Source organism: Streptomyces sp. NPDC086549 (assembly GCF_044746205.1).
Lineage (GTDB): Bacteria > Actinomycetota > Actinomycetes > Streptomycetales > Streptomycetaceae > Streptomyces.
The window spans coordinates 1-17,219 of the sequence record NZ_JBIVBS010000009.1; the positions used below are offsets into that span (position 1 = coordinate 1).

The 17,219-nt window shown below is 69.7% G+C and carries 15 protein-coding genes; 5 read left to right on the forward strand and 10 right to left on the reverse strand.

Annotated elements, in window-relative coordinates; genetic code table 11:
• Together ACIPSA_RS26435 and ACIPSA_RS26440 are read left to right on the forward strand one after the other, a co-directional pair.
• Window positions 1–547: ATP-binding cassette domain-containing protein (locus ACIPSA_RS26435; protein WP_402638597.1), on the forward strand; the 547-nt coding region annotated here is incomplete at its 5' end.
• Between the two features lie 249 nt (window positions 548–796).
• Window positions 797–1,129, forward strand: a complete 333-nt coding sequence (locus ACIPSA_RS26440; RefSeq protein ID WP_402638599.1) for a hypothetical protein — start codon at window positions 797–799, stop codon at window positions 1,127–1,129.
• 84 nt (window positions 1,130–1,213) lie between these two features.
• Here ACIPSA_RS26440 and ACIPSA_RS26445 read toward each other — a convergent pair whose 3' ends face one another.
• From ACIPSA_RS26445 to ACIPSA_RS26460, 4 genes are all read right to left on the reverse strand, one after another.
• Window positions 1,214–2,884 carry an MFS transporter gene (locus tag ACIPSA_RS26445; protein ID WP_402639296.1) on the reverse strand — a complete coding sequence of 557 codons (1,671 nt, stop codon included), beginning with the start codon at window positions 2,882–2,884 and terminating at the stop codon, window positions 1,214–1,216.
• Window positions 2,885–2,994: 110 nt separating this feature from the next.
• Window positions 2,995–3,456, reverse strand: coding sequence for a MarR family winged helix-turn-helix transcriptional regulator (locus ACIPSA_RS26450; protein WP_402638601.1), 462 nt, complete (start codon window positions 3,454–3,456; stop codon window positions 2,995–2,997).
• 72 nt (window positions 3,457–3,528) lie between these two features.
• Window positions 3,529–4,527: a type I glyceraldehyde-3-phosphate dehydrogenase gene (gene gap, locus ACIPSA_RS26455; RefSeq protein ID WP_402638603.1), complete on the reverse strand. Its 999-nt coding sequence runs from the start codon at window positions 4,525–4,527 to the stop codon at window positions 3,529–3,531.
• Window positions 4,528–4,630: 103 nt separating this feature from the next.
• Window positions 4,631–5,587: a GlxA family transcriptional regulator gene (locus ACIPSA_RS26460; protein WP_402638606.1), complete on the reverse strand. Its 957-nt coding sequence runs from the start codon at window positions 5,585–5,587 to the stop codon at window positions 4,631–4,633.
• Window positions 5,588–5,734: 147 nt separating this feature from the next.
• On the opposite strand from ACIPSA_RS26460, the gene lexA reads away from it, so the two are divergent.
• Window positions 5,735–6,406: a transcriptional repressor LexA gene (gene lexA / locus ACIPSA_RS26465; RefSeq protein ID WP_402638608.1), complete on the forward strand. Its 672-nt coding sequence runs from the start codon at window positions 5,735–5,737 to the stop codon at window positions 6,404–6,406.
• A 135-nt stretch (window positions 6,407–6,541) separates the two neighbouring features.
• On the opposite strand, the gene ACIPSA_RS26470 is transcribed toward lexA, so the two are convergent.
• From ACIPSA_RS26470 to ACIPSA_RS26485, 4 genes are all read right to left on the reverse strand, one after another.
• Window positions 6,542–7,534 carry an MASE1 domain-containing protein gene (locus ACIPSA_RS26470; protein WP_402638610.1) on the reverse strand — a complete coding sequence of 331 codons (993 nt, stop codon included), beginning with the start codon at window positions 7,532–7,534 and terminating at the stop codon, window positions 6,542–6,544.
• An 88-nt stretch (window positions 7,535–7,622) separates the two neighbouring features.
• Window positions 7,623–8,840 carry a PP2C family protein-serine/threonine phosphatase gene (locus tag ACIPSA_RS26475; protein ID WP_402638611.1) on the reverse strand — a complete coding sequence of 406 codons (1,218 nt, stop codon included), beginning with the start codon at window positions 8,838–8,840 and terminating at the stop codon, window positions 7,623–7,625.
• A 286-nt stretch (window positions 8,841–9,126) separates the two neighbouring features.
• Window positions 9,127–11,832 carry a SpoIIE family protein phosphatase gene (locus ACIPSA_RS26480; protein WP_402638613.1) on the reverse strand — a complete coding sequence of 902 codons (2,706 nt, stop codon included), beginning with the start codon at window positions 11,830–11,832 and terminating at the stop codon, window positions 9,127–9,129.
• A gap of 174 nt (window positions 11,833–12,006) precedes the next feature.
• Window positions 12,007–12,408, reverse strand: coding sequence for a hypothetical protein (locus ACIPSA_RS26485; RefSeq protein WP_402638615.1), 402 nt, complete (start codon window positions 12,406–12,408; stop codon window positions 12,007–12,009).
• Between the two features lie 45 nt (window positions 12,409–12,453).
• Between ACIPSA_RS26485 and ACIPSA_RS26490 the strand changes: the two genes are divergently transcribed.
• A complete protein-coding gene (locus ACIPSA_RS26490; RefSeq protein ID WP_402638618.1) occupies window positions 12,454–13,041 on the forward strand; it encodes a TetR/AcrR family transcriptional regulator in 588 nt (195 codons plus the stop codon).
• Window positions 13,042–13,089: 48 nt separating this feature from the next.
• On the opposite strand, the gene ACIPSA_RS26495 is transcribed toward ACIPSA_RS26490, so the two are convergent.
• Both ACIPSA_RS26495 and ACIPSA_RS26500 read right to left on the reverse strand, forming a co-directional pair.
• Window positions 13,090–14,403: a cytochrome P450 gene (locus ACIPSA_RS26495; protein ID WP_402638621.1), complete on the reverse strand. Its 1,314-nt coding sequence runs from the start codon at window positions 14,401–14,403 to the stop codon at window positions 13,090–13,092.
• A gap of 355 nt (window positions 14,404–14,758) precedes the next feature.
• Entirely contained in the window at window positions 14,759–16,381 is a 1,623-nt protein-coding gene (locus tag ACIPSA_RS26500) for an FAD-binding oxidoreductase (RefSeq protein WP_402638623.1), read from the reverse strand.
• Between the two features lie 59 nt (window positions 16,382–16,440).
• On the opposite strand from ACIPSA_RS26500, the gene ACIPSA_RS26505 reads away from it, so the two are divergent.
• Complete coding sequence (locus ACIPSA_RS26505) at window positions 16,441–17,112, forward strand: TetR/AcrR family transcriptional regulator (protein WP_402638625.1); 672 nt, start codon at window positions 16,441–16,443, stop codon at window positions 17,110–17,112.
• The last annotated feature ends 107 nt before the right edge of the window (window positions 17,113–17,219 follow it).

Sequence of the window (17,219 nt, forward strand, 5' to 3'; positions counted from 1 at the left end):
CTGTGAGGACTGCGAGGGGAAGCGGTTCGACGCGTCGGTGCTGGAGTACCACCTCGGCGGCCGCGACATCAGCGAGGTGCTCGCCATGTCGGTGACCGACGCCGAGGAGTTCTTCCGCGTCGGCGAAGCACGCACCCCGGCCGCGCACCGGATCCTTGAGCGGCTCGCCGACGTCGGCCTCGGCTACCTGAGCCTGGGCCAGCCGCTCACCACGCTGTCCGGCGGCGAGCGGCAGCGGCTCAAGCTGGCCACCCACATGGCCGACAAGGGCGGCGTCTACGTCCTGGACGAGCCGACCGCCGGCCTGCACCTCGCCGACGTCGAGCAGCTGCTCGGCCTGCTCGACCGGCTCGTCGACTCCGGCAAGTCCGTCATCGTCGTCGAGCACCACCAGGCGGTCATGGCACACGCCGACTGGATCATCGACCTCGGCCCCGGCGCCGGCCACGACGGCGGCCGCATCGTCTTCGAAGGCACACCCGCCGACCTCGTCACCACCCGCTCCACCGTCACCGGCGAACACCTCGCGGCCTATGTCGGCACATGAGAGGGGAACTCGCGGGCACCGTGAACGAGATGCTGTGCGACAAGACGGCCGATACGATGGGAACAGTGTCAAACCCCCACCAACTGCCTCGGAACGTGAACGGGATGCATGGTCGACGTGGGGGCGACATGCGCACGGCGTGACGGAGTGAGGCTTTCCACCCTCGGAGTTCTGTGCGACCGCTGCCGCGGGTGATGGAGCCGTCGCGTCCCATCGGCCGCATCGGTAGCGTGCAAAGCAGGTTGAATAATGAACCGGACTCGTCTGGCAGTACTTACGTCCCTGGTCGCCCCCGCGCTCGCGGTCGGCCCCGCAGTTGCCGCACACGCCTCTGTCACCATCGCGCCCCGCGCCGCGTCCGGCGCGGCGTGTCATATCGAAAAAGAGTCGAACGGCAAAACCCACGTCTGGGGCGTGGGATTCGCCGGCAACACGAAGGTGACCTACTCGGGGTCCGCCTCGGGCACCGTCTCCACGGACAAGTCGGGACGGTTCGACATCGATGGGCTCACCGGGAGCAAGTTCGTCGTCAAGACGGGCAACGGAATGACCACGGTCACCTGCGGCATGGTCAAGCGCTGAGGGTTCCGCGCGACGCCGCGACGCTTGGCGTCCGCTGCCCCCGATGTGATGTCCTCGGCGCGGTATCGCGCCAAGGGCATCACGTCACTTCGGCAGGTCACTCGCACCCGTCGCCCAGCGGGCGTTGGGCGTTGAGGCCGGGCAGGCGCCCTTCGGGGATTGTCCTTCCGAGGGCTCGTGCCGGCCCCGCAGAGCCGAGGCGAGTGCGGACACGAGGGCCATAGCGGTGGCGACGCCGAAGACGACGGTCAGCCCGTCGTGGAAGGGGCCCGAGACGAGCTGGGGGAAGAAACGGTGGCCCGTCAGCACATCGCGCTGGGCCGCGGACACCTGGTCGAGCGATCCGGTCGAGGCGAGCAGGTGGCTGATGGGGTTGTTGCCGAGGAACGTCGCGAACAGCGTGCTCACCGGTGGCAGTGAGGCGGCCTGGTCGGCCGTGGCGGCCGGTACGCCGTGCGCCCGGAGACCGTCACCGAGCGCCGACGGGAGTGAGGACGCCAGCCCCGAGACCATGAGGGAGAAGAACACGCCGATGGACAGGGCAGTGCCCGAGTTCTGGAACGTGGAGCGCATCCCCGAGGCCACACCCCGGTACTCGGCCGGTACGCTCCCCATGATCGACGACGTGTTGGGCGCGGAGAACATGCCTTGTCCGAGCCCGTTGAGCAACAGCAGCGCCGCGAACAGTCCGTAGTCGAAGTTCACGGGCAGCGCCAGCAGGCCAAGGAACGAGGCAGCGACCAGCACCAGGCCCGTCGTCGAGAACAGCCGGGCACCGAACCGGTCGGAGAGATGGCCGGACACAGGGCCGGCGATCAGGAATCCCAGGGTCAGCGGGAGCATGAAGATGCCTGCCCACAGCGGGGTGTCCTCGAAGTCGTAACCGTGCAGCGGCAGCCAGATGCCCTGCAACCAGATGATGAGCATGAACTGCAGCCCGCCGCGTGCGATCGCGGTGAGCAGGGCCGCCACATTGCCCGCGGCGAAGGCCCGCGACCTGAACAGCGACAGCCGGAACATGGGCTCGGCGATGCGGGTCTCGATGAAGCAGAACAGCAGGAGCAGGAAGACACCGCCGGACAGGCCCGCGAGCACCCACGGGTTGCCCCAGCCGGTGGCGCTCTCGCCGTACGGCTGGATCCCGTAGGTGATGCCCGCGAGCAGTATCCCGGCACCGGTGGCGAAGGTGACGTTGCCGAACCAGTCGATCCGCCCGCGCCGGCCGGACGCGGTCTCGCGCAGGCTGAGCCAGGACCAGATCGTGCCGGCGACACTGACCGGGACACTCACCCAGAACACCGCCCGCCAGTCGACGGCGGCGAGCAGACCGCCGGCGAGCAGACCGAGGAACTGGCCTGCGAGAGCGGTGATCTGGTTGATGCCCAGTGCCATGCCGCGCTGCCGGGCGGGGAAGGCGTCGGTGAGTATGGCGGCCGAGTTGGCGGTGAGCATGGAGCCCCCGAAGGCCTGCACGATGCGCCACAGGATCAGCCACAGAGCCCCGGCGCCGGCCCGGAACGGATCGAGGGACAACGCGACCGACGCGCACGCGAAGATCAGGAAGCCGAGGTTGTAGATCCGTACCCGGCCGAACATGTCGCCGAGGCGGCCGAGGACGACGACGAGCACCGCCGACACCAGCAGGTAGCCCAGGATCATCCACAGCAGATAGCCGATGTTGCCCGCCGCCAGTGGGTCGAGTCCGATTCCGCGGAAGATCGCCGGCAGCGAGATGATCACGATGGAGGCGTCCATCGTGGCGATCAGCACACCCAGCGTGGTGTTGGACAGGGCGACCCACTTGTAGCCGGGGCCCGGTGGCGCGTCCTTGGGGCGGGTGATCCGGGGGAGGGGGCGTCGCCGGTTCACAGTCGTTCCGCCAGCCGGTCGAGGAGGGGCAGGGCGTCGTGGAGCACACGCCGCTGCTGCGGGGTGAAGTCCTCCAGGGCGTGTGCGAGGCGGCTGACGGACTCGGAACGGCGTTCCTCCAGCATGGTCCGGCCCTCCCCGGTTATCGACACGATGGCGCGCCGTCGGTCGGTGGCGTGGGGAGCCCGTTGTATGAGACCGCGCTGTTCGAGGCCGGCGAGGGTGGTGGCCATCGCCTGCGGTCTGACACGTTCCAGTTCGGCGAGCGAGCCCGGCGTGTCCGGCCCGGAGCCGGCGAGCCGGGCCAGCACGGAGACGCCGGAGAGTGAGATGTCCCCCACCGCGTGTGCCTGACGGAGCCGACGGGTGATCCGTGCGACCGCCAGCCGAAGGGCGGCGGCTAGCGGCGCGGTGTCCTGGAACTCGCCGGGAGAGTTGCGACCTGCGGTCTTTTCCACGTCCACAACTCATAACAATAGGTTTATCAGTCTGGACTGTTCAATCAAACTTTAGTAATCCAGCGCTTCCGGTCAGCGGGCGGCGAGGAGTTCGAGCGTGTCGATCACACGGTTCGAGAAGCCCCACTCGTTGTCGTACCAGGCCACCACCTTGACGTGGCGTCCGTCGACGCGGGTGAGGGCGGAGTCGAAGATCGACGAAGCCGGATTGCCCGTGATGTCGGAGGACACGAGCGGGTCGTCCGAGTACTCGAGGATGCCGACGAGCGGCCCCTCCGCCGCAGTGCGGTACGCCGCGAGCACCTCGTCGCGTGTCACGTCACGGGCGACGGTCGTGTTGAGTTCGACGATCGACCCCACGGGAACCGGTACGCGGATCGAGTCGCCCGACAGCTTTCCGTCGAGGTTCGGCAGCACGAGGCCGATCGCCTTGGCGGCGCCCGTCGTGGTCGGCACGATGTTGACCGCGGCGGCACGGGCGCGGCGGGCGTCGCGGTGCGGACCGTCCTGGAGGTTCTGCTCCTGCGTGTAGGCGTGCACCGTCGTCATGAAGCCGTGCTCGATGCCGGCGAGTTCGTCGAGCACGGCGGCCAGCGGCGCGAGCGCGTTGGTCGTGCACGAGGCATTCGAGACGATCGTGTGCAGGGCCGGATCGTAGGCGTCGGTGTTGACCCCGAACGCGAGCGTGACATCGGCACCGTCCGACGGCGCACTGACGAGGACCTTCTTCGCGCCCGCGTCCAGGTGGGCGCCGGCGGCCTTGGCCGACGTGAATCGGCCCGTGGCCTCCAGCACGATGTCCACGCCGAGTTCGGCCCACGGCAACTGCGCCGGTTCGCGCTCGGCAAGCACGGTGATGCGTCGGCCGTCGACGACGAGGGTGTTCCCGTCGACGGTCACCGGGCGACCGAGCCGGCCCGCCGTCGTGTCGTAGGAGAGCAGCCGCGCGAGGGTGGCGGGCTCCGTGAGGTCGTTGACCGCGACCACTTCGAGGCTGCTGTCGCGTTCGAGCAGGGCGCGCAGCACATTGCGTCCGATGCGGCCGAATCCGTTGACGGCGATGCGAGTCATGAATGGTGTCCCTTCTGTTTGCCACCAGACTCACGCGCGGCGACGGCCCGTGACAGCGGCGTGATCGCCACGGTTCAAAAGGATCGCGCCACGTGGTGGCGGGCTACTCGCCCTGGGCGAAGGTGCGCCGATACTCGCTCGGCGTGGTGCCGAGGATGCGCTGGAAGTGCAGTCGCATGTTCGCGCCGGTGCCGAGACCGACGTCGGCCGCGATCTGCTCGACGCTGCGCGCCGAACGTTCGAGCAGCTCACGGGCCATGTCGATACGGGCGCGCATCACCCACTGCATCGGCGTGTACCCCGTGTCTTCGGCGAAGCGCCGCGAGAAGGTGCGCGGCGACACCGCCGCATGCCGGGCGAGCGCTTCGAGGCTGAGGGGCTCGTCCAGTCGGTGCAGCGCCCACTCGCGGGTGGCGGCGAACCGCTCACCGAGTGGCTCGGGCACGCTGCGCGGCACGTACTGCGCCTGACCGCCGCTGCGGTAGGGGGCCGCCACCAGGCGACGGGCCGCGTGGTTCGACGCGGCCACCCCGAGGTCGCCGCGGAGAATGTGCAGACACAGGTCGATGCCCGAGGCGGCACCGGCCGACGTCAGCACGCTGCCTTCGTCGACGAACAGAACGTTCTCGTCGACCTGGACGAGCGGATGTCTCGCGGCGAGCGCCCGTGTGTAATGCCAGTGGGTCGTGGCGCGCTTGCCGTCGAGCAGTCCCGTGGCGGCGAGTGCGAAAGCGCCCGTCGAGATGGCGGCGAGCCGCGCCCCCTGATCGTGGGCGGCGATCAGCGCGTCGACGACGGCCTGCGGCGGGTTGTCTCGGTCCGGGAAGCGGTAGCCGGGGATGAAGACGATGTCCGCCCACGCGAGCGCGTCGAGGCCGTGGGTGACGTAGTACGACAGGCCGTCGCCACCGGTCACGAGACCCGGCGCCGCCCCGGACACCCGTACCTCGTACGGCATGCTCGCGCGGGTCGTGAACACCTGCGCGGGTATGCCGACATCGAGGGGCTTCGCACCCTCGAGCACAAGGACGGCGACGCGATACAGACGGGGGGACGACACAGGAACAGCGTACGAGGGGCGGCGCCGACCGGGCTCGCGTCACTGGAGAAGCGGTCTCCGACCGCGGTTCGTCGAATCGGTGTTTCATTTTCTGGTGGTGGCGGGTTAAGGTCGCGATCTGCGAGATCTTGTACGGAGGTGCCCCGGATGGAGAAGAGTGAGCCCGCCCGACGGGGCCGACCGCCAGGCCGGCGCGCCTCCGAAGGGGAGCTGACGAGTCGTCAGGAAGCGATCGTCCGCTACATCACGGAGACGGTGGACCGACAGGGCTACCCGCCGTCGATGCGGGAGATCGGCGCGGCCGTGGAACTCGCCAGCACTTCCTCGGTCGCCCACCAGCTGATGACTCTGGAGCGCAAGGGCGTCCTCTACCGCGACCCGCACCGTCCCCGGGCCTACCGGGTGCGGCCTTCGTGGGCGCCCGACCTGGGCGGCAGGAGCTCGGCGCCGGTTGATGTCCCGCTCGTGGGACGCATCGCCGCCGGCGCGCCTCTGCTCGCCGACGAGATGGTCGAAGACGTGTATTCCATGCCCCGCCAGGTCGTGGGCGAGGGCAATTTGTTCGCCCTGACGGTGAGCGGTGACAGCATGATCGACGCGGCGATCTGCGACGGCGACATCGTGACCGTGCGACGACAGGACAGCGCCGACCACGGGGACATCGTCGCCGCCCTCATCGAGGACGAAGCCACCGTCAAGGTGCTGCGACGCCAGGACGGGCAGGTGTGGCTCATGCCCCGCAACTCTGCCTATGCCCCGATTCCCGGCGACCAGGTGCAGATCCTGGGCAAGGTCGTCGGCGTGCTGCGCGTGCTCTAGTTCCCGCCTGCCGGGCGAGTCCGGCCTTGTCGCGGGCGGGCCCGTGCGATGGTGACCATGCTCGGCACAGTCCTCCGCCGCACACACTGCGGACGGCGGGGAGACGGAGGGAGCGCCGGTCTCGTTCACTGCCGGTCAGCCGTGCTCGTCCTTCTCGCCCCCGCCCTCGCGGAGCGTCAGATGGCCCTCGGCGGTGATCCTGGCCATCAACTCGGCGAGATGCCGGCAGGCTTGCGCGATCTCCTTCTGGGTCTCGTTGCGCTCGCTGACGGCTGCCGCGACCAGGAGCGCGGTCAGCGCGGCGGAACCGTTGAACGCCTGCAGGGTGATCATGCTGGTGAGCAGGTCGTGCCCGGCGAACGGGCCCGATCTCCGGGCGGCGGCGACGATGGCGAAGGTCGACACGGCCAGGGCGCAGGGCGCCGCCCCGGCCAGTTGGAAGCGGAAGGCGGCCCAGATCAGCAGCGGGAAACCGAGGAAGAGCAGCGGTGTGCTGCTGGTGTCGACAATGCCGACGCAGACCGTGGCTGCCAGCAGGAGCAGCCCCTCCACCCAACGGGACACCGGAGCGGCCCTCGGCCAGCGCGCCGAACGGAGAACGAGCAGGACGGGCGTCACCAGCAGCACGCCCATCGCGTCACCGGTCCACCAGACCGACCACGTAGGCCAGAAGTCACCGGCGCTCAGCACACCCGCGAGCGCCAGGGTTCCGCTGCCTGTCGTGGCGCTTACCAGCGTCCCGGTGAACGCACCGAGAAAGATCAGTGCGAGCGCGTCCCGCAAGCGGTCCAGTTCGATGCGGAACCCCGTACGGCGAAGCAGCGTGTATGAGCAGAGGGGCGCGAGGGTGTTTCCCGCCACGATCGCGAGCACGGCCACAGCCGATGGCCCGAGCGAGACATTGACCAGGAACGCGCCGAGCGCGATCCCGGGCCAGACCCGCGGACCCCGGAGGAGCAGGCTTGCCACGGCGATGCCGGTGGGTGGCCACAGGGGGGTGACCTGGCCGCGCACCAGCTGCTGGAGCAGTCCCAGGCGGGCCGAGCCGTAATACAGCGCGGCGACGACGCAGATCTCCAGGATCACCAAGCCACTGCGCCGGAGCCGGGTATGCCGCACGACAGTCATCGGGCGACCTCCGCTTCGATCGCCCCGGAGTCCATCATCCGTCGGATCTCGCGGAACCTCCACGGCAGGGCCGAGCCGGCTCGGCAGGTCAGGCGGGCGGTGTGCGCAGGGCGAGGATGGCCATGTCGTCGTGACCGTCGCTGGGATGGTGATCGGCCAGTGCCTCGACGAACTCCTGCAGTGGCAGGGCGGCGGACACGGTGGCGAGATCGATGAGCTCGGCGAGGCTCTCGTCGATGGAGTGGCGAGGATGTTCGATCAGCCCGTCCGTGAAGAAGACCACGGTGGCCCCCGGGGGCAGCGAGCGCGAGTGGTCGGGGCGGGGCTGCTCGGGGTCCACCCCGAGGGGTAGCCCGGGCTCGGCGAACAGGTATTCCGCGTGGCCCTCGGGAGCGATCAGCAGGGGTGGGACGTGGCCCGCGGTGCTCCAGTGAAGTCGCCAACCCGGTCCGTCCGGTTCGATCCGGGCCAGGGTGGTCGTGGTGACGGGATTGTTCGTGATGGCCTGCAGGGTGCGGTCGAGCTGGGCGAGGACCGCGCCGGGTGGATTACCCCGGTCGAACAGCAGGGCGCGCAGCATGTTGCGGGTGGAGGCCATGGCGGCCGCGGCCTGCAGATCGTGGCCGACCACATCACCGATGACGACCGCCACGACGTTGTCGGGCAGCGGGATGGCGTCGTACCAGTCCCCGCCGAGTTGACTTGGTTTGGCTGCGGGCCGGTAGATGGCGGCGGCGGTGTAAGGGCGCAGGTCGGGCAGCGTCGGCAGCAGGCGCCGCTGGAACTGCTCGGCCGCGACCCGAATCCGTTCGAACAGGCGGACGTTCTCGATCGCGATGCCGGCGGCGCTCGCCAGGGCGACGACGACGTTCTCGTCGTGGACGTCGAAGGGCTGTCCGTCGTTCCGCTCGGAGAGATAGAGGTCGCCGTAGATCTTGCCGCGGACGTTGATGGCGACGCCGAGGAGGGTGCGCAGGTGCGGGTGGCCGGGCGGGAACCCGGCGGACGACGGATGGCCCGGAATGTTGTCCAGCCGCAGGGGTTGGGGGTGGCGGATCAGGTGTCCGAGTACGCCCCGGCCGAGAGGCAGGTCGGTCCCGGACAGCTCGGCGCGTTCCTGTTCGGACAGACCGTCGGCGATGAACTGCTCCAGGCGATCTCCGGACTCGTCGAGCACGCCGAGCGCCCCGTAGCGTGCGCCGACCAGGTCCATGGCGGTGGTCACGATACGGTGCAGCACCGCGGGGAGCTCCACCTCCCGGCTGATGGCCACCACCGCGTCCAGCAGGCCCTGCAGTCGGTCCATGGCGGCCAGGAGGGCGTGCAATTGATCGTCGATCCTGCCCAACTCGGCACGCAGACGCAGGTTCAGGTCAGGGAGGGGAGGTTGCTTCGGTGGTCTCCCTTCCTTCTCCCTCGCCATCACAAGAGCCCGGCGGCCGGACTCAGCTGCGCGCGCGACTCCCGCAGCGCCTCACCCGAGCGGTACATTGCGGCCTCCTGACACGACCCCTGATCAGTCGGGCCCACAGCGTGGCACGGCCAAACAGGTCAAACGGTGATTACTCCGACAGTGGCATGGCATAGGCGGGTCACAGGGTGGGATCGCCGAACTGTTCGAGGAGAACGTCGACCGGTGTGTAGGCCGCGGCGGCGGAAGAACCGTCGTGGAGGAACTGCTCCGTCCAGATGACCTTGCCGCCGGAGCTGTACCGCGTTCCCCACCGCTGCGCGAACTGTGCCACGAGGAACAGCCCCCGCCCGCCCTCGTCCGTGGTCGCCGCCCGCCGCAGGCGGGGCGAGGTGCTGCTGCCGTCCGACACCTCACAGGTCAGGCAGCGCCCGTACAAAAGCCGCAGCTTGACCGGTGGCGACCCGTACCGGATCGCGTTCGTGGTCAGCTCGCTGATGATCAGTTCCGTGGTGAACGCGACCTCCTCCAGCCCCCACTGGCGCAGCTTGTCCCGGCAGCGCTCCCGCACCGAGGGCACCACCGCGGGGTTCGAGGGTACGTCCCACTCGGCAACCCGCGAGGGCGGGAACAGCCGGGTTCGCGCCGTCAGCAGTGCGATGTCGTCGCCGGGGTGTGTCGGCTTCAGCGCGTCGATCACCGCCCGACACGTCTCCTCCGCGGTGTTGCCCCCGGCCCCGTCCAACACCCGGCGCAGCTTCTCCAGCCCCACGTCGATGTCGCGGGTGCGGTCCTCCACCAAGCCGTCGGTGTAGAGCACCATCTGCGACCCCTCGGCCAGGCGGAGCTCGGCGGTTTCGAAGGGGTAGCCTCCCAGGCCCAGCGGTGCCGAGGCCGGCACACCGGGACAGATGACGGTTCCGTCCGGGCGTACCACCACCGGCTCGGGGTGCCCCGCGCGGGCCATCGTGCACATCCCCGTAACCGGGTCGTAGACCGCGTACAGGATCGTCGCGCCCGTCACCCCCTCGCCCTCATGACCGCCGACGGCATCGTCGGCGTTCTCCTCCTCGTCCATGCGGACGACCAGGTCGTCCAGGTACCCGAGTACCTCGTCGACCGGCAGGTCCAGCGTGGAGAAATTGTGCACCGCGGTGCGCAGCCGTCCCATCGTCGCCGCCGCGTGCAGCCCGTGCCCGACGACGTCACCCATCACCAGCGCCACCCGCGCGCCCGGCAGCGGTATGACGTCGAACCAGTCCCCGCCCACCCCGGCCTCAGCCGGCACATACCGCCAGGCCACCTCCAGCGCATCCTGCTCCGGCTGTCCCCGTGGCAGGAGACTGCGCTGCAGCGTCACCGCCGTCGCGTGCTCCCGGGAGAACCTCCGGGCGTTGTCGATCGCCATCGCGGCCCGCGCGGCCAGCTCCTCCGCGACGGACAGGTCATCCCGCTCGTACGCCGGGGAATCCACCGTCCGGTAGAAGTTCACCACGCCCAGCGGCACGCCCCTGGCCCGCAGTGGCACGCTCACCAGCGAACGCAGCCCGCGCTCCAGGGCCGTCCCGGCGCGCTCCGGATCCTGCTGACGCCAACCGCCGGCGTGCCGCAGGTCCGCCTCCAGCACGGCCCGCCCCTCCCGCAGCGTCCGCATCTGCGGGGTGCCCGGCGAGAATGTGATCACCTCGCCCAGCCCGTACACCGGGATCATCGGCTGTTCGCCGCCGATCGCCGCACGGTGCAGATGCCGCCATCCCTCCGCCGTCGGCTCCCCGCCTCGCAGCACCGCATCGAGCAGATCCACGGTGACGAGATCGGCGAACCGCGGCACCGCCACGTCGGCCAGTTCCCCGGCCGTACGCCGCACATCCAGCGTCGTCCCGATCCGCATCCCGGCCTCGTACAGCAGCGTCAGCCGCTCCCGTGCCACCTCGGCCCGCCCCGAGACCGCGGCCAGCTCCGTGGTGTCCCGCAATGTCACCACGCTGCTGCCCCGGTCCGTGTCCGGGAAGGTGGATCGCTTGTTCACCGCGAGCAACCGGTCGTCCGCGAGATGCACCTCATCGGTCACCGCGTTCGGCGACGTGAGCAGACGCGTGAGCTGCTCCGGCAGCCCCAGCTCCCGCACAGGGCGTCCCAGCGCGTCCGACCGCAGGGCCAGCAGCCGCCGTGCCTCGTCGTTGGCCAGCGCCAGTCTTCCGCGGGTGTCGATGATCAGTACCCCCTCCCGCACCGAGTGGAGGACCGCGTCGTGGTGCTCGTACATGTGCGCCAGTTCCGCAGGGGCCAGACCGCGTGTCTGCCGCCGCAGGCGCCGGGTGACCAGCGATGTCCCGGCCGTGGCCAGTGCCAGCGCGACGGCGCCGCTGCCGATGATGATCGGCAGCTGTGGCGTCCATCGTTGCGCCACGTTCTTGACGGTGATCCCGGCGGAGACCAGCCCGACGACCGTTCCGTGCGAGTCGGTCACCGGAACCACCGCCTGCACGGCCGTGCCCTTGCCCGCGGGAATGGGAGGACCACCGGCCTGCTCGATGACGGTACGGCCTTCCAGGGCCGGTTTGATGGTGCCGACGAACTTCTTCCCGATCTCCTTGGGGTAGGGATACGTGTATCGAATTCCGTTGGTGTCCATGGCGACGACGAAATCGACGCCCGTCTTCTTCCGCGTCGCCTCGGCCCGCGGCTGCAGCACCGCGGACGGATCCGGGCTACGAAACGCTTCGGACACCCCGGGGGCGTTCGCGAACGACTGCGCCGCGACGACCGACTCGCGACGCCCTTGCCGCACGGCGTCCCGGGCCGCCTGAACCACGAGCGCCGCCACCGCCGCGAGAACGAGCAGCACCACGATCACGATCTCGAGGAGGAACACCTGCCCGGCCATGCTGCGCGGGTTCAGCAGGGAATCCCGATCACGCGGCCGCAGGATGTGCGGTTGACGGGACGGGCTCCGAGATCGCCCGAAAGGTGCCATATACCCTTCATAACACTGCTGTGCGGGCCCTGACCTGCTCGGCCGAAACCGTCGCCGCGGGCAAGCTGTCCTGTTGTCCGGTGCCTACGTGGCCTTCTGGGCGGCGAGAGCGAGCTTGCGGTGGGTGCGGGCCATCATGGTGCGGGCCATGAAGGGGTGGAGCCTTCTCGCGACACTCCAGTAGAGCCGGGAGCGCCGCCCGTTCGTCTTCACCGAACTGCACAGCGTGACGTGCTTGTCGTCGATGACGATCGAGGCCCAGGCGTCGAGGCCGGCCGTGCTCACGTCCATGAGCGCCTCGCCATCCTGCTGCGCCGCGATCGGGAAGGCGTCCCGCAGGACGCCCGTCCAGGCCGCCGGATCGCGCGGCATTCCGGGCCGTAGCTCCATGGCGTACGCGTCCTGGTAGTCGGGCCCGTCCAGGGCGGCCCTGATCAACCGGGCGCCCTCGGGAAACCCCACCACCACAGGCCTTTCCTTGATCATTGCCCACCTCCATACGCTACCGTATGGGTGACCATACGGTAGCGTATGGTCATGGTGCAACGGCAGCAGGACAAGAAGGCCAGGCTCAGCGCCCGCGACTGGGCGGACGCCGCGCTCGTCGCCATGAGGGAAGGCGGCCTCGCGGCGGTGGCGGTCGAGCCGCTCGCTGCCCGCCTGGGCGCCACGAAGGGCAGCTTCTACTGGCACTTCGGCAACCGCGAGGCACTGATCGAGGCCGCACTCGCCCGCTGGGTCGAGGCGGACACCGAGGAGATCATCGCGGCCGTGGAGACCGAGCCGGACCCGGAGAAGCGTCTGCGCCGGCTGTTCACCGAAGTCACCAAGCCCGCCGTCGCCGATCCGACCGAGGTCTCGCTGCTGGCCAGCAGCGACCACCCTCAGGTCGCTGCCGCGCTGAGACAGGTCACCGAGCGCCGGATCGCCTACCTCGCCGGGCTCTTCACGGAGCTGGGCTTCACCGAGGACGAGGCGCGGCGGCGCGGGCTGATGGCGTACAGCTTCTATCTGGGACACACTCAGCTCGGCCATGCCGTACCGTCCGTGCTGCCTTCGCGCGAGGAGTTTCCCGTGTACCTGGAGGCGACGATGGACGCGCTTCTCCGCGGCGCATAGCGGGGCTGTGCGGGGGTGGATCGCGTTGCCGCTCCGGGCGACGGCGGCCTATGGCCGCGCCCGCGACGGGTGGACCGGCCGGAAGCGTGCCCGGAGGCCGGCCGGTGCGAGTCGGCCGACGAACTCCGGGACCGCCGACGAGGCGTTGGGCGACGTGATGGTGAAGCACTGCGCCAGCCGGGAGGTGGTCAGCGTGAGCTGTCGCACGGCCAGGGCCGAACCCAGGCAGACCCGTGGTCCGGCGCCGAACGGCAGGTACGCGGGGCCGGGCGCCGGCCGCCCGTTCGACCACCGGCCGGGGTCGAACTCGTCCGGCCGCTGCCACCACCGCGGATCACGGTGGATCAGATAGGGATTGAGGAGTAGCTCGTCGTCCGGGCCGAGCGACCAACCCCCCAAGGTGGTGGCCGTACTGGCGACGCGGGTCATCAGCCACGCGGGTGGGTACAGCCGGAGCGTCTCCTGGACCACGGCCTCGGCCAGCGGGAGCCGTGCCGCTGACGGTGGGGCATCTCCGCCGGCCGGCCCGCTCGCCTCGTCGTGCAGGTCGGCGGCGAGCTGTGGCCGCCGGGCGAGTTCCCACACGATGGAGGTGAGGGCGGCGGCGGGCACACCATGGCCACCCATGAGGATGCTGTGGAGTGTCGACGTCACGGTGTCGTCGGACAACGCCGGATCGGCGTGCAGGAGAAAGTCCAGCAGGTCGTTCCGGGATGCCGGAGTGCTCGATACGCGTCGCTGCCGGACGATCCCGGTCAGCGCGTCGGCCAGGCGCCGTTGCGTGTGGAAGAAGTGGCGGTGGCGGGGGATCGGAAGCCACGCGGGAAACTCGTAGGACGACGCTGTGAACGGTTCCGTGGCACGGATGGTCTCGGAGAGCAGGCCGGGGATGCCGGCGGAGTCGGGGCCGAAGCAGTACTCGGCGATCGCCCGGGCGGTGAAGGCCCGCATCGTGGTGAGTACGTCGACCACCCGATCGGCGCTGGAGCCCATGACCGCGTCGAGGATCTCAAGGGTCCGGTCGTCCGTCGTGGCTGCCGTCGAACGGCTGAGCCCCGGCCAGGCGGCACGGCGTGCGGACATCCAGGCGGTGGCCCGCGCGGCGGCCTGATCGAGGTTCCTCCGCATGTCGAAGGGCGCCAGCTCTGTCACGAAGCTCTGACCGGTGCGGGCGAGAGCCTCGTGGGTCAGGTCCGGGTCGATCACGAACACCGTCTGCTCGTCGAAGGAGAAGACGTCACCGTACTCGCGGTGACAGTGCCGGAGGAATCCGATCCGGTCGGCCTCGTACTCGGGGGTGTTGCCCCTCAGCCAGTGCCCGCGCGGCCCCGGCGGCCAATTGCGCTCCTCGCGGCGTGCCATCCGGCCTCCCCAGCAGATCGCAGGATCCCTCGTCCGGAATCCTGCGATCAGTGTCTTTCCACTCTTACCGGTGGATGTGGTCCTCGAAGGAGCGGCGTCGGCCTACCGGAGTTCGTAGGGCCAGTAGGGGTAGCGTCCGCTGACCCGCTTCCTGCCTATCAGGCGGGCTACCAGGCGTCGTGTCCGTTTCATGAACACCTCAATGCCATTTGGGGCGAATATTTGTCCGAGTGTGTCAGGGTCTCTCGCGGGCAGGCAATACGACGGCTTGAGGTTCCCCCGGAAATGCGCAGCAAGTTGACGGTGAGTCAGATGCGCCTTGAACGGGACGTTTTCACCGACGTGCGGTGTGCTGTCAGCCGACAGGGGCTGGGTCTATGAGCACACCCGGGTTCAGGATCCCGGCCGGGTCGAGGGCCCGCTTCGCGGCCCGGAGAGCCAGGGCGAAGGGCTCCGGACGCTGGCGGTCGTAGCCCGGCCGGTGGTCGCGACCGACCGCGTGATGATGAGTGACGGTCGCCCCGTGATCGTGCAGGATCTCCATGGCCGCGGACTTGATCTCGTCCCACATCGCCACTTCCGAGCCGCGCCGGCCCGGTGCGATGACGGTGAAGTAGGGCGCGGGTCCGTCGGGATAGACATGGGTGAAGCGGCAGTTGATCGTGCCGGCCGTGCCCGTCACCTCCTTCACGACGCCGGCCAGTTGCCGGCGGAGGTTTTCGTACAGCTCAGGCGTGCGGGCCCAGGTGCACGCTGTTTCGAAGGTCTCGGTGACCACGCTCATACGGGCGAGTGCGTCACGGAGGTACGGCATTCTCAGGAACGCGGTACGCCAGGTGTCCGCGCCGGTGTCGGCGATGCCGGTCTCCGTCGGCGTGGGGGAACCGCCATGGTCGCGGGCCAGGGTGAGGAGTTCGGCCATGCGCCCGTCGACAGGGAAGTGCGCCGACTCGACGCCGAGGACGAGCACGCTCTCACCGTTTCGCGCGACTCCCGCCAGACCGGCCTCGCCGGGATCCAGGAGCCGGCAGTTGGCCGGGTGCAGACCCGACTGGGCGACGGCGCGCACCGCGTCCATGGCGGCGTGGACGTCGTCGAACAGCACCGTGACGGATGCCTTGTGCCGCGGGCGTTCCTGCAGCCGCATCCATGCCTCGGTGATCACGCCGAGTGTCCCCTCGGAGCCCAGGAACAGCCGGTCGGGGGAGGGGCCCGCGCCCGAACCGGGCAGCCGCAACGACTCGTTGACCCCGGCGGGTGTCACCACGCGCATCGACTCCACGAGGTCGTCGATATGGGTGTACAGCGTGGCGTAGTGGCCTCCCGCCCGGGTGGCGAGCCAGCCGCCCAGGGTGGAGAACTCGAAGCTCTGCGGGAAGTGACGCAGGGTCAGCCCGTGCGGCCGCAGCTGGGCTTCCAGACCGGGGCCGAGCGCGCCGGCCTGGATCCGCGCGGCCCGGCTGACCCGGTCGATCTCCAGCACCCGGTCCAGGGCGGAGAGATCCATGGACACCACACCGCGGTGCAGGTCCGTGCGGCACTCGACCCCGCCGACGACCGAACTGCCCGCGCCGTACGGTATGACGGCCACGCCGGCGTCCGCCGCCCAGTCGAGGATGTCGACCACGTGCCGCTCGGTACGGGGGCGGGCCACCTGGTCGGGCGCCGCCGCGAGGTCTCCGTCCAGGGCCCGGATCACGTCCCGGTACGCCTTGCCGTAGGTGTGCGAGGCCCGGTCCAGAGGCTCGGCCGACATCAGAGAGGCGAGTGAGTGGGGTGGCTCGACCCGTACTTCCGGCAACGCGAGCCCGGAGACGTCGGGCACGGGCAGCGGAGTGTCCGCCGCCCCGGGGACCAGCTGTCCGAGCGCGGCGCACTCGGCGTCGGACAGTGCCTTGTCCACAGCACCCCAGCCCCACCAGGAGCGGTCCGCGGACGATCCGGGGGGCGACGGATACGGCGTGGTGCTGTCGGCCACGAGAATTGACCTTCCAGTAATTTACCGTTTGGTAAGTTACCGCAACGTATAGTCTCACCATGACGACCGCAAGACCTTCGACCCCGCCGGATCCAGTGGCCGGCGATCCGCGAGGCAGCCGCAGCGGGAATCGCACCGCCGGGACCAAGGGGGTCCCGCGGGCCCTCCGGGAGCAGCAGATCATCATCGCGGCCCTCGAGGAGTTCGGCAGGCATGGCTACTCCACGGCGTCGATGGCGGAGATCGCCCGGCGTGTGGGCGTCACGAAGCCGATGCTCTACACCTACTTCGGCTCCAAGGACGGCCTCTACACAGCCTGCGTCGATCACATCGGCCCTCGCCTGCTCACGGCGTTCGGCCAGGCCATGGCGTCGAACCCGCCACGGGATCAGTTGCCCCACGCGGTGCTCACCGCCCTCTTCCAGACCCTGGAGAAGCAACGGCACGCCTGGTTCGTGCTGTACGACCGGACAGCACCGCCCGGCTCCGCACCCTGGGACGCCGCCCGACGTCACCGCGAGGCCATCGACGCACTGGCGGCCGCCGGCACCACGGCCCTGCTGCGGAGCCAGGGCAACCACGACCCTCTCGACGCCGACGCACTCAAGCATCTGTGGACGGGCACCGTCAGCGCGCTGGTCGGCTGGTGGATCTCTCACCCCGAGGTTTCCGCACACGACATGAGCGCCCGCTGCGCCCGCCTCCTGTCCGTCGTCCGGAACGGCGCCTGAGCCGGGGCGGCGACGTTGCGTGGGCGTTCTCCCGATCCGACTCCGCACCTCACCTGTGCGGCGACAGGCGATGCGAGTCGGGGCTCCAGGCCCCGACTCCTCGCGTC